We start from the raw sequence: 12,744 nt of genomic DNA on the forward strand, positions 1-12,744 counted from the left end.
GGCGAAGAACGGCTAGTTGGCGGCCTTGAGCGCCATGCCGATGGCCATCAGCGATACCAAGCCGATCAGCAGGAGCCGCAGTCGCGCAGGGGATGCGCGGTTCGCAAGGCGTGCGCCGAGATCGGTGCCGAACGCCAGTCCGATGATCACCGCAACCAGGACCGGCCAGGACGGCAGAGCGCCGTGCTGCCAATAGATCCAGGCGGATGGAATCGTCGTGGGCACCAGGGTTAGCGCCAGACTGATCATCTGGGCGCGATGCTGGGGCATGCCGAGCACCGCGCTCAAGCCAACGACGGTCGCCAGCCCGCCGCCGATGCCGAGAAAGCCAGACGATAGGCCGGCCGCACTGCCGACCGCCAGAAGTGCAAGCCAGCCTGGATCAGCCGCAGCATCCGCCGTCTTGGCCAGTCCCCGGTCCGATGACCGGCGCAGCAGCAGCACGTCGAGCAGCAGCAGGTAGATTACGTAGGCCCAGCGCAGGATGCCCGCGGCCGTTCCATTCGCAATGAGCGCGCCGATGACGCCGCCCAGCAGGAAGCCTAGTCCGAGCCATAGCAGCACTACCAGCGGCGCCCGGCTGCCTTCATCCCAATAGCGCTTGATGCCGGCGGCGCTCGTCGGCGGGATCTGCGCGACCAAAGAGAGCCCCTGCGCGGCGTGCTGTTGCGCGCCGAGCAGCAGCACCGCGAACACGACGAGGCCGCCGCCGGGACTCACACCGAGCAGGCCCGAAGTGAATCCGCTGATCAGGCCGGTGCCGAGACCGCCGATGAGATCAAGGACATTCATCATCGCGACCCCCCGAATGCTGCCGCGCGCCGAAGCCGCGGATCATCGTCTTGGCGCAAGGCCCGCCAGCAGCGCCTCCAAACCTGCCATCGCCTCGGCCGACGAGAACGGCTCGCCCCACAGCCGCTGCAGCACGAAGCCCTGAAACATCGCGACCATGGTGCGGGCGATGCTGCGCGGATTGACGGCGCGGTCGACGACGCCGAGCCGCTGGCCGCGTTGCAGCAGTTCGGTGACCAGGGCGATCGGCCTGCGGATGCCGTCGGCGACCTGCTCGCGGATCGCGTCATCCCGCAGCGCCTCGGCCCACAGCTGCAAGGCAATGCGGCGACTGCGCAGCCCGTCCTCCTTCTGCATGTCCGCCAGCGACGCGCGTGCAATCGCCCGCAGTCCTTCGAGCGGGTCCGGAATGTCGCGCGCGGCGGCAAGGAGGCCGGCATCGCGGTCGTGCCGGTGCTCGCCGATCGCCTGGATCAGGTCCTCCTTGCTGGCGAAGTGGCCGTAGATGCAGCCCGCACTCAGACCGGATTCGGCGATGACGTCGGAGATGGTGGTCTGATGGAATCCCTGGCGCGCGAAACAGGCTTCGGCGGCCTGCAGGATCTCTCCGCGACGCGCGGCCATCGTCGCCGGTTTCAGCTTCGGCATGCGCAACTCCTGCCCGGACGGCTGGACCCATAAGCGGCGCTCACATATAAAACGAATATTCGTTTTGTAAAGACGTTCCGTCGCCTTCCGACATGGCGGCAATCCGCCGGGCGCTCTTGTCCCGGGCGCCATTTCGGGCACAACCTCTGCTTCACGAGAGAAGCCGAATCCTTGCCCGCCCCATCCCCGCCACCCTCGCTGTTCGCCTGGCTCAACAACCAGCCCTACCTGCTGCTCACGCTGGCCTCGCTGTTCTGGGCCGGAAACATCGTGCTTGCGCGCTATGTGGCCGGCCATGTCCCGCCGCTGACGCTGTCCTGCATCCGCTGGATCGGGACGTTCCTGATGCTGTGGCCGTTCGCGCGGGCGCACCTGGTCAGGGATTGGCGGACGCTGCTCGCCCACTGGCCTTTGATCCTGCTGTTCTCGCTGACCGGCTTCGCCATCAACAACGCGCTGTCCTATTGGGCGATGCAGTATACGCAGGCGCTCAATGGGCTGCTGATCCAGTCGTCGACGCCGCTGTTCGTCGCGCTATGGTCGCTGCTGCTGTTCGGCGTGCGGCTGACGCCGGCGCAATTCGCGGGAATTGCGATGTCACTCGTCGGCGTGCTGGTGATCCTGCTGCGCGGCGATCTCGGCGCGCTGGCCGCGATCCAGTTCAACCGCGGCGATCTGATGTTCGCCGGCGCGCTGCTGGTGTTCGGTCTCTACTCCGCCGCCATGACGCGCCGGCCGGCGGTGCACCAGCTGTCGCTGATCTCATCCTGTACGGCCGTCGGCGCAGTGCTGCTGCTGCCGCTGGCCGTCTGGGAATATTCATCGGGCTTCGTGCTGCAGTTCGACCTGCTGTCCATCCTGACGCTCGGCTACGTCGTGGTGTTCGCCTCGACGCTCGCTTATCTGTTCTTCAACCGGGGAATCGGCCTGATCGGGCCAAACCGCGCCGCGCCGTTCCTGCACCTCGTGCCCTTGTTCGGCTCGGTGCTCGCGATCCTGCTGCTCGGCGAGGAGCTGAAGCTGTTCCACCTCCTAGGCTATGCGCTGGTCATCGCGGGCGTGATCATCGCGTCCCGCACCAGGGGCGCCAAGGCCGCGTGAGCGCCGGCAAGCCCTGACCGGCGCTTTCGCAGGCGCCCGCCGCTGCTCCGGCTACGCCGTCCGCACCTTCGCCATGAAGCCGTCGACCGCCTGCTGCAGCAGGCCCGACTGGCTGTCGAGCTCGCGGGCGCTGGAGAGCACTTCGGAGGCGGCCATGCCGGTCGCTTCCGCGGCCTTGGTGACGCCGCCGATATGCGTGCTGATCTCGTTCGAGCCGGCGGCGACCGACTGGATGTTGCGCGCGATCGCGCGCGTCGCATCGCCCTGCTGCGCGATCGAGGTCGAAATCGAGTTGGTGATCTCGCTCATCTGCGCAATCGTCTGGGTGATGCCGCTGATGGCGGCGACCGCGTCCTGGGTCGAGGTCTGCATCGCTGCGACCTGCGCCGAAATCTCCTCGGTCGCCTTCGCGGTCTGGTTGGCAAGCGCCTTGACCTCGGAAGCGACGACGGCAAATCCCTTGCCGGACTCACCGGCGCGCGCGGCTTCGATGGTGGCGTTGAGCGCAAGCAGATTGGTCTGGGCCGCGATCGAATGGATCAGCTTGACGACCTCGCCGATCTTCTCGGCGCCGGTCGACAGCACCTGGACGGTGGCATTGGTGCGCTCGGCATCGCCGACCGCCTTGCTCGCGATCTCGCTGGACCGGGCGACCTGGCGGGAAATCTCGTTGACCGAGCTCGACAGCTGCTCGGCTGCGGACGCCACGGTGCCGACATTGTCATTCGCGCTCTGCGTGGCGGCGCTGACGGTGGAGGCACGCGAGCTGGCATCGCTCGCGGTCGAGGTCATCGACTGCGCGGTGTGCTGCATGCCTTCGGCGGCCGAGGCCACCGAGCGGACGATGCCGTTGACGCTGCGCTCGAAGTCGGCGGCTAGGTTCTGCATCGCCGCACGCCGCTCCGCCTCGGCGCGCTGCTGGGTCGCGGCCTCCGCATGCTCGAGCTCGCGCATCCGCAGCGCGTTGTCCTTGAAGATCTGGACGGTGGCCGCCATCCCGCCGATCTCGTCGCCGCGGCCGACGCCGGGGATCTCGCCGTCGAGCTTACCGTCGGCGATCTCGCGCATGCGGACGCCGAGGCGATTCAGCGGCACGCTGATGCTGCGGCTGATCAGCCAGGCGATGCCGCCGGCGATGACCGCGATGCCGGCGCAGGCCATCCACATCAGCCACTTCAGCGGCTTCATCTTGGCGTCGAGATCGTCGACATAGACGCCCGTACCCACGAACGTGTTCCAGCCCGGAATCATGACCGCATAGGAGATCTTGCGGGTCGGCTGCTCCTGGCCCGGCCTGAGATATTCGTAGCGCAGGGTGACTTCACCGTCCTTGGCGACACCGTCGCGCAGCTCGACGACGAGCTTGCGGCCATTGAGCTCGAAATCGATCACATTCGAGCCGCGCTGCTTCGGGTCCTGGGACAACACGACGTTGCCGTCCATCGTGTAGGCGAACAGATAGCCCATCCCCTTGTCGAAGGTCATCGTGCTGCCGCGCTTGACGAACTCGTCGATCGCGGCCTCCTTCGTCATCCTGCCGCCGTCGACCTCCTTGATGAGGCCGATGGCCATGTTGCGTGCGGTCTCGACGATCGCCCGGCACTGTTCGATGCGGGCGTTGACCATCTCCTTCTGCATGAGATTGCCGGCGAACGTCCCGGCCGCGGCGAGGCCCAGCAGCGCGACACCGACGACGATGGCAAGCTTGGGGGCAATCTTCAGATTGTTCAGCAGCACGCAAGCAACTCCGCCCGATCGAAATCCGCGACCCGTCAAGATCAACGGCGACAAATTGATCGGATGTTGGTTAGGGTTCGGTTGCGAACGATCTCCGTAGAAATCCGGATCAGACCGTGCTGACGGACTCCTGGGCCGTGGCAGAGGAGGATACCGGCCGCAGCGGCGCGAACTCCTCGGCGGTCAGCGTCTCCTTGGCGATCAGCAGCGCAACGCCGCGCTCCAGATCCTGGTGGTGATCTTCGAGGATCGCCCGGGCGCGCACGCCTCCTTCCGCGATCAGGTCCCGCACCGCCAGATCGATCTCGCGCCCGGTGATGTCCGCCGCCGACACGATCTGATCCTGCGGCTGCAGGAACGACACTTGCGGCCGCGGCGCATAGGTGCGCTGGCCGACTTTCGCATCCATGCCGTATTTGGTGACCATCTCGATGGCGATCTCGGTGGCGCGCTGCAGATCGTCGGCGGCGCCGGTCGAGACGTCGCCGTCGAAGATCAACTGCTCCGAGGCACGTCCGCCCATCAGCACGGCGATCCGGTTCTTCAGCTCGCTGACCGCGAGCAGGAAGCGGTCCTCCGTCGGCCGCTGCATCGTGTAGCCGAGCGCGCCGACGCCGCGCGGAATGATCGAGACCTTCTGCACCGGATCGACGCCGGCGAGATTGGCCGCGACCAGCGCATGGCCCATCTCATGATAGGCGACGCGCCGACGCTCGGCGGGATTGAGCACGCGGCTCTTCTTCTCGATACCGGCGACGATGCGCTCGATCGCGGCCGTGAAGTCGTCGAACGTCACGTCGTGGCCCTTGCGCCGGGTCGCGGCGATCGCCGCCTCATTGATCAGGTTGGCGAGGTCGGCACCGGTGAAGCCGGCCGTCAGGGCCGCGACCTTGTCGAGATCGACGCCGTCGGCGACCGTGATCTTGCGAACATGCACCTTCAGAATGGCAAGCCGCCCGCTTCTGTCGGGGCGATCGACCAGGACCTGACGGTCGAAGCGGCCGGCGCGCATCAGGGCGGGATCGAGAATCTCCGGCCGGTTGGTCGCGGCGAGCAGGATGACGCCGGAGCTCGGATCGAAGCCGTCGAGCTCCGCCAGCAACTGATTGAGCGTCTGCTCCTTCTCGTCGTAGCCGCCAAACTGCCCGCCGCCGCTCCGGCTGCGCCCCAGCGCATCGAGCTCATCGATGAAGATGATGCAGGGCGCGGCCTTGCGCGCCTGCTCGAACAGATCGCGCACCCGCGCAGCACCGACGCCGACGAACATCTCGACGAATTCCGAGCCCGAGATCGAGAAGAAGGCGACGCCCGCCTCGCCAGCGACGGCGCGCGCGAGCAAGGTCTTCCCGGTGCCGGGCGGGCCGACCAGCAGGATGCCCTTCGGCACATGCGCGCCGAGCCGGCCATAGCTCTTCGGGTCCTTGAGGAACTGCACCACCTCCTGCAGCTCGAACTTCGCCTCGTCGACACCGGCGACATCGGCGAAGGTCACCTTGGTGTCGGTCTCGACATAGACCTTGGCGCGCGACTTGCCGATCGACATCAGCCCGCCAAAGCCCTGGCGGTCCATCACCTTGCGGCCGAGGAACACCCAGATCAGATAAAACATCAGCGCCGGCACGATCCAGGCCAGCAGCGTCTGAATGACGCCGCCGGAGGGAACGCCGGTCACGGTGACGCCCTTCGTTGCCAGCTTCTCGGCCAGCGGCGGATCGACCCGCGCGGTGACGAACGAGGTCTTGCCGTCCGGCTGCTTGTCCTTGAACTTGCCCTGGATGGTGTCCTGGCTGACCGAGACCTCGGCGATCTTGCCCTGCTCAACCAGTTGCTCGAACTGGCTGTAGGGGATGGTCTCGACGGTGTTGTAGGTCGTCAGCAGCCATTGCAGCAGCAGCATGCCGACGCCGGCGAGGAAGATGTAGCCGACGGCGATGGCCTGCTTGCGGGCGTTCGGATCGGATTCCATATCGAGCTCGCTCCAGTCCGGTGCTCGTGCGCGCGAAGGTCTCTGGCGGATAGCAGGCTCGCTTGCAGGCGGCTTGTTCTGGATCAAGGCGCGCGACTCGGCCTCACGTCAGGCCGCTGCGCCATCATCGCGCGCGAGCTGCTCCAGCGCATCCCGAACCGCTTCCACCAGGTCCAAGGCGACCGGCGACGGGCTGCGCTGCGGCGGGAATACGGCTGCGAACTCGAAATCGATGTGCGGCAGGAACGGCCGGCTCACGACGCCGCGGTTCTCGAACTCGCGCGCGGTGAACGGATCGGAGAGCGAGATTCCGAGCCCCGACGACACCATGCCGCACATGATTTCGGACAGCGTCGTTTCGACACGAAGGACCCGCTGAACATCCGCGCGATGGAAGACCTGGTCGATGAGGTGGCGGCTCGTCGAGCCTGCCGACAGCGAGATGAATGTCTCGCCCTCGAAGTCACGCGGCACCAGCGATGTCTTGGCCGCGAGCCGATGCCCACTCGGCAGCACCGCGACGCGCGCCAGCGCCGGCAATTTGATGCTCGGCAGGCCGGCATGGGCGATCGGCACCTCGGCAAAGCCGACATCGCATTGCGCGTTCAGCACCCAGTCGATCACGATGGGCGAGATCACGCCGAAGAAGGCGAGGTTGAGGTTCGGCCGCTCCTGCAGGAAGCGACCGGCGAGCCGCGGCAGATAGCCGTTGGCGAGAGCGGGGAGCGCGGCGATGCGCAGCGTGCCGGTGCGCCGGCCGCGGATTTCCTCTGCGGCGGCCGCAATGCGATCGAGACCGACGAAGGAGCGCTCGACCTCCATGTAGAGCGCGGTCGCTGCCGCACTCGGCACGAGGCCGGTGCCGCGCCGTTCGAACAGCTCCATCTTGAGCAAGGCCTGCAGATCGCGCAGCAGCCGGCTGACGGCCGGCTGCGTCACCGCCATCAGCTTGGCGGCTTCCGTCACGCTGCCGGTCAGCATCATCGCCCGGAAGGCTTCGACCTGCCGCGAATTGATCCGGGCCATGCGCTCCATCCATAATATTTCGGCATGGAGAGGGTGCCATTATTCATTGGACGATCAAAGCCTCCACTGCGATCTTTTTCAGCAGGGTGAGGGATGGCTCGTTTTTTAGGCTGCCGGCTCGGGTTATTGGATGCCGACAGCTGCACGATCGCTCCGTTCTCCCCGGCGGTCATGAAATACCGCCGTCATCGGCAACCTGGGAGATCCGTCCTTATGAAGCACCTTCACCTTCTGGCCGCGGTCAGCATCGCCGCCCTGGCCTCCACGTCCCAGGTCTGGGCGCAGCAGAAAACCCTTTATGTCGCCGGCTATGGCGGCTCGTTCGAGAAGACCATCCGCGAGGAGGTGATCCCGCCGTTCGAGCAGGCCAACGGCGTCAAGGTCGAATATGTCGCCGGCAACTCCACCGACACGCTGGCCAAGCTGCAGGCGCAGAAGGGCAACCAGCAGATCGACGTCGCCATCGTCGACGACGGTCCGATGTATCAGGCGATCCAGCTCGGCTTCTGCGACAAGGTCACCGGACTGCCCGGCGATCTGCTGGACGTCGCGCGCTTCAAGGACGACAAGGCCGTCGCCATCGGCCTCGTCGCCACCGGGCTGATGTACAACAAGAAGGTGTTTGCCGAGAAAGGCTGGGCGGCGCCGACCTCGTGGAACGATCTCAAGGATCCGAAATACAAGCAGCTGCTCGTCATTCCGCCGATCAACAACACCTACGGCCTCAACGTGCTGCTGATGCTGGCGAAGATGAACGGTGGCAGCGAGAGCAATGTCGATGCAGGATTCAAGATCTTCAAGACCGACATCAATCCGAACGTGCTCGCCTATGAACCGTCGCCGGGCAAGATGACCGAGCTGTTCCAGTCGGGCCAGGCCGTCATCGCGGTGTGGGGCTCGGGCCGGGTGCAGAGCTTCGCCAATACCGGCTTTCCGGTCGACTTCGTCTACCCGAAGGAAGGCGCCGTCAGCCTGCTGACGACGGCGTGCCCGATCGCCAAGCCCTCGGTCTCGCCGCTGGCCTCGAGCTTCATCAAGCTGCTGCTCGATCCGAAGATTCAGCTCACGATGCTCAAGGAATACGGCTATGGCCCGGTGGTGAAGTCCGTCGTGGTGCCCGAGGGCATCGGCGCGATGGCGCCGATCGGCGAGCGTGCCGCCAAGGTCTATGCGCCGGACTGGAGCGTGGTCAACGACAAGCGCGAGGAATGGACCAAGCGCTGGAATCGCGAGGTTGAGCGCTGAGCTGCAGCTTCTTCTCGCCCTGGGCACTCCGCTCCCTCTCCTCGCAGGCGGAACGCTATCGCATATGGCGCTCGACGTGTTGGATCCCTCTGTTCCCACGCCGTCATGGCCGGGCCTGTCCCGGCCATCCACGTCGTCCAGCGCACTCGGAACGACGTGGATGCCCGGGACAAGCCCGGGCATGACGGAGCGACACATTGGCAGGCGCTTCTGTCGTGGTCCGACGATGTCATCAAATGCGATAGCCTTGCCGCAGGCCGGGACTGAAGAAAAGCAGCGCGATGCATGGCCACTTGAGTCGGCAAGCTTTTAGTTACGGATCCACCCGCATGTCACTGCTCGAACTCGATCGGGTCGGCAAATCCTTCGGCCCCAACATTGCCGTCGAAGAGTTCAGCCTCGCCGTCACCAAGGGCGAGTTCATCTCGTTCCTGGGACCGTCGGGCTGCGGCAAGACCACGACCTTGCAGATGATCGCGGGCTTCCTCGATCCCTCGCATGGCGCGATCCGGCTCGAAGGCAGGGATCTCGTCGCGGTGCCGCCGGCCAAGCGCGGGCTCGGCATCGTGTTCCAGAGCTACGCGCTGTTTCCGCACATGACGGCGGCCGAGAACGTCGCCTTCGGCCTGGAGATGCGGAAAGTCTCGCGCAGCGAGCGTGAGGAGCGCGTGCGCGCCGCGCTCGCGCTGGTCGGGCTCGCCGGCTACGAGGGCCGCCATCCGCGCCGCATGTCGGGCGGCCAGCAGCAGCGCGTCGCGCTGGCGCGGGCGCTGGTGATCCGCCCGAGCGTGCTGCTGCTCGATGAGCCCTTGTCCAATCTCGACGCGCGGCTGCGCGAGGACATGCAGATCGAGCTGCGCCAGATCCAGCGCAATCTCGGCACCACCACCATCCTCGTCACCCACGACCAGATCGAGGCAATGTCGTTGTCCGATCGCATCGTGGTCATGAGCAAGGGGCGGATCGAGCAGATCGGCACGCCGCAGCAGGTCTATGAGCAGCCGGCTTCAGCCTTCGTCGCGCAGTTTCTCGGCAAGACCAACGAATTCGCGGCGGCTGTCGATCGGACCGTGGCGCCCGCGAAACTCGTCGCCGGCGGGTGGAGCGCACCGGCGCCGGCCGGCGTCACGGGGGCCGTCACCGTCAGCGTGCGCCCCGAGCGAATCAGCTTCGGCGATGCCGGATTGGCGGCACGCATCACCAGCCGCATCTTCCAGGGCAATCACTGGCTGTTCCAGTGCGACACCGAATGCGGGCCAGCGATCGTGATCCGGCAGAACGACGGCCAGGGACAGCCGGAGCATGGCGCGGCCGTGCATCTCGCCTGGCGCGCCGCGGACATGAGCCTGCGCTCAGCGGGAGGCGCGGCATGAGCGCGGTGATCAGCGCCGATCCGCCGTCGGCAGGCGAGGCCCGCGCGGGCCTGACGCTGGCGCTGCCGGCCTTGATGCTGTTCACCGGTGTCGTCGTGATCCCGCTGGCGATGACGGTGATGCTGTCGTTCCACGATTGGGGGCAATACAAGGGCATCGAGCCGGTCTTCATCCTGAAGAACTGGCGCGAGATCGTCGAGGATCCCTATTACGCCGAGATGTTCTGGCGCACCTTCCGCGTGGCCGCGCTCGCGACCCTGATCACGGCGGTGTTCGGCGTGCCCGAGGCCTACATCCTCAACCGCATGCAGGGACCATGGAAGGGACTCTTCCTCCTGGTGATCATCGGCCCGCTGCTGATCTCGGTGGTGGCGCGCACGCTCGGCTGGGCGTTGCTGTTCGGAGGCAACAACGGCCTCGCCAACAAGCTCCTGATGACATCAGGCCTGATCGACTCGCCCGTCAAATTCATGTTCACCGAGACCGGCATGGTCGTCGCGCTGGCGCACGCGATGATGCCGTTCATGGTGCTCGCGGTGTGGACCGCGCTGCAGCGGCTGGATCCGCAGATCGAGAACGCCGCGCTGTCGCTCGGTGCCGGCTCGCTCACCGTGATGCGCCGCATCGTGCTGCCGCAGATCATGCCGGGCGTGCTGTCCGGCGCCATCATCGTGTTCTCGTTGTCGGCGAGCGCTTTCGCGACGCCCGCGATCATCGGCGGCCGCAGGCTCAAGGTGGCGGCGACGCTCGCCTATGACGAGTTCCTCAACACGCTGAACTGGCCACTCGGCGCTGCGGTCGCCGTGCTGCTGCTGATCGCGCTGATCCTGATCGTGGTCGGCTCCAACACGCTGATCGAGCGCCGCTACCAGGAGATGTTCCGATGAGCCGGAACGGCCCCCTGGCGCTGATCTTCCACACGCTGTTCGTCGTCTTCATGGTGGCGCCGATCGTGGTCGTGTGCTGGGTCGCGTTCACGCCCGACGGCTTTCTGTCGATCCCGCTGACGAACTTCTCGCTGCGCTGGTTCAGGGCGCTCGCCAACTATCCCGAGTTCGTCCACGCCTTCGGCGTGAGCCTGTGGCTCGGCGCGCTGTCGTCCTGCATCGCGCTGTTGTTCGCGGTGCCGGCGGCGCTGGCGATCAGCCGCTATCGCTTCCGCGGCCGCGATGCCTTGTCGGCGCTGTTCCTGTCGCCCTTGATGATCCCGCATGTCGTGCTCGGCATCGCCTTCCTGCGCTTCTTCACCTCGGTCGGCATCGGCGGCACCTTCGTCGCGCTGGTGATCGCCCATGTCGTCGTCGTGTTTCCGTTCGCGCTGCGGCTGACGCTCGCGTCCGCGACCGGCATGGACCGCTCGGTCGAGATGGCCGCGATCTCGCTCGGCGCCGACGGCTGGACCATGTTCCGCCGCGTCACCCTGCCCGCCATCCTGCCCGGCATCGTCTCGGGCTGGATGCTCGCCTTCATCCAGTCGTTCGACGACCTGACCATGACCGTGTTCCTGGCGACGCCGGGCACAGAGACGCTACCGGTGCGGATGTTCCTCTACATCCAGGACAACATCGATCCGCTGGTGACATCGGTGTCGGCCAGCGTCATCGCCATCACCATGACCGTCCTGATTCTGCTCGATCGCATCTACGGGCTCGACCGCGTGCTGACAGCCAAAGGCGGCGACGCAGGACGATAGGAGACACTCCGATGAAAGACTATGACGTCGCCATCGTCGGCGGCGGCCTGCTCGGCTCCGCTATTGCCTGGGGATTGGGACGGCTCGGCCAGCGCGTCGCCGTGCTCGACGAGGGCGACATCGCCAAGCGGGCGTCGCGTGCCAATTTCGCGCTGGTGTGGGTGCAGAGCAAAGGCCTGGGCATGCCGGCCTACACCGGCTGGACCGTGCGCGGCTCGAAGGCGTGGCCGAAGCTGGCCGAGGAGTTGAAGGCGCAGACCGGCCTCGACGTCGTGCTGCAGCAGAACGGCGGCTTCCATCTCACCTTGGGCGAGGCGGAGTACGAGCAGCGCAGCCAGCTCGTTGCGCGCATGCACAATCAGACCGGCGCGGCCGACTATCGGATGGAGATGATGCCGGCGGCAGACGTGAAGAAGATGCTGCCGCTGATCGGGCCGGAGGTCTCGGGCGGCAGCTTCTGCCCCTATGATGGCCACGTGAATTCGCTGCGCACCTTCCGCGCGCTGCATGCCGGCATGAAGGCGTTCGGCGTCGACTATCTGCCGGAACGTGCGGTCAGCGCGATCGTGCGCGATGGCAACGAGTTCAGGCTGGCGACGGCGCAAGGCGAGATCCGCGCGGCCAAGGTCGTACTCGCGGCCGGCAACGCCAACGCGACGCTGGCCCCGATGGTCGGCCTGTCGGCGCCGATGGGTCCCACACGCGGCCAGATCGTCGTGACCGAGCGCACCATGCCGTTCCTGCCGCATCCGCTGACGACGATCCGCCAGACCGACGAGGGCACGGTGATGATCGGCGACAGCAAGGAGGATGAGCTCGACGATCGCGTCCAGAACCATCCGATCAACGCTGTGATGTCCGATCGCGCCCAGCGCACGTTCCCGCATCTGGCGCGGCTCAACGTCGTCAGGAGCTGGACCGGCATCCGCGTGATGCCGAAGGACGGCTTCCCGATCTATGAGCAGTCGGAGACGCATTCCGGCGCCTTCGTCGCCTGCTGCCATTCCGGCGTGACCTTGGCCGCCAACCACGCCTTCGAGATCGCGCGGATGGTGAAGGACGGCGCGCTGGACACGGAGCTGGTCGGCGCGTTCACCGCCAAGCGCTTCGAGACTGCGGCAGGAGCCGGCGGCAGTGGCTACTACTGAGATCGCGGCGAACGC

The 12,744-nt window shown here is 66.3% G+C and carries 11 protein-coding genes; 6 read left to right on the top strand and 5 right to left on the bottom strand.

Features of this window, described 5'->3' with window-relative positions:
* Nucleotides 1-12 precede the first annotated feature (12 nt).
* Nucleotides 13-792, bottom strand: coding sequence for a sulfite exporter TauE/SafE family protein (locus QQL87_RS29995; protein ID WP_502871238.1), 780 nt, complete (start codon nucleotides 790-792; stop codon nucleotides 13-15).
* Nucleotides 793-834: 42 nt separating this feature from the next.
* The gene (locus QQL87_RS30000) at nucleotides 835-1,440 is read right to left on the bottom strand and encodes a TetR/AcrR family transcriptional regulator (protein WP_284422708.1); all 606 of its coding nucleotides are present in this window, start codon (nucleotides 1,438-1,440) and stop codon (nucleotides 835-837) included.
* A 171-nt stretch (nucleotides 1,441-1,611) separates the two neighbouring features.
* Here QQL87_RS30000 and QQL87_RS30005 point away from each other — a divergent pair, with 171 nt between their 5' ends.
* Complete coding sequence (locus QQL87_RS30005; protein WP_284422707.1) at nucleotides 1,612-2,541, top strand: DMT family transporter; 930 nt, start codon at nucleotides 1,612-1,614, stop codon at nucleotides 2,539-2,541.
* A 51-nt stretch (nucleotides 2,542-2,592) separates the two neighbouring features.
* Here the strand turns inward: QQL87_RS30005 and QQL87_RS30010 are convergent, their stop codons facing one another.
* The 3 genes from QQL87_RS30010 to QQL87_RS30020 form a co-directional block, all read right to left on the bottom strand.
* Nucleotides 2,593-4,278: a methyl-accepting chemotaxis protein gene (locus QQL87_RS30010; RefSeq protein WP_284422705.1), complete on the bottom strand. Its 1,686-nt coding sequence runs from the start codon at nucleotides 4,276-4,278 to the stop codon at nucleotides 2,593-2,595.
* Nucleotides 4,279-4,387: 109 nt separating this feature from the next.
* Nucleotides 4,388-6,244 carry an ATP-dependent zinc metalloprotease FtsH gene (gene ftsH, locus QQL87_RS30015; RefSeq protein ID WP_284422704.1) on the bottom strand — a complete coding sequence of 619 codons (1,857 nt, stop codon included), beginning with the start codon at nucleotides 6,242-6,244 and terminating at the stop codon, nucleotides 4,388-4,390.
* Nucleotides 6,245-6,352: 108 nt separating this feature from the next.
* Complete coding sequence (locus QQL87_RS30020) at nucleotides 6,353-7,270, bottom strand: LysR substrate-binding domain-containing protein (RefSeq protein ID WP_284422703.1); 918 nt, start codon at nucleotides 7,268-7,270, stop codon at nucleotides 6,353-6,355.
* Nucleotides 7,271-7,483: 213 nt separating this feature from the next.
* On the opposite strand from QQL87_RS30020, the gene QQL87_RS30025 reads away from it, so the two are divergent.
* From QQL87_RS30025 to QQL87_RS30045, 5 genes are all read left to right on the top strand, one after another.
* Entirely contained in the window at nucleotides 7,484-8,515 is a 1,032-nt protein-coding gene (locus tag QQL87_RS30025; protein WP_284422702.1) for an ABC transporter substrate-binding protein, read from the top strand.
* Nucleotides 8,516-8,844: 329 nt separating this feature from the next.
* Nucleotides 8,845-9,888, top strand: a complete 1,044-nt coding sequence (locus tag QQL87_RS30030) for an ABC transporter ATP-binding protein (protein WP_284422701.1) — start codon at nucleotides 8,845-8,847, stop codon at nucleotides 9,886-9,888.
* On the top strand, nucleotides 9,885-10,775 hold the full coding sequence (locus tag QQL87_RS30035; RefSeq protein WP_284422700.1) for an ABC transporter permease: 891 nt from the start codon (nucleotides 9,885-9,887) through the stop codon (nucleotides 10,773-10,775). The genes QQL87_RS30030 and QQL87_RS30035 overlap by 4 nt, the downstream gene beginning before the upstream one ends.
* A complete protein-coding gene (locus QQL87_RS30040; RefSeq protein ID WP_284422699.1) occupies nucleotides 10,772-11,581 on the top strand; it encodes an ABC transporter permease in 810 nt (269 codons plus the stop codon). The genes QQL87_RS30035 and QQL87_RS30040 overlap by 4 nt, the downstream gene beginning before the upstream one ends.
* Before the next feature lie 11 nt (nucleotides 11,582-11,592).
* Nucleotides 11,593-12,729, top strand: a complete 1,137-nt coding sequence (locus tag QQL87_RS30045) for an NAD(P)/FAD-dependent oxidoreductase (protein WP_284422698.1) — start codon at nucleotides 11,593-11,595, stop codon at nucleotides 12,727-12,729.
* Nucleotides 12,730-12,744 lie beyond the last annotated feature (15 nt).

The organism is Bradyrhizobium sp. SSBR45G (assembly GCF_030159255.1).
GTDB lineage: Bacteria > Pseudomonadota > Alphaproteobacteria > Rhizobiales > Xanthobacteraceae > Bradyrhizobium.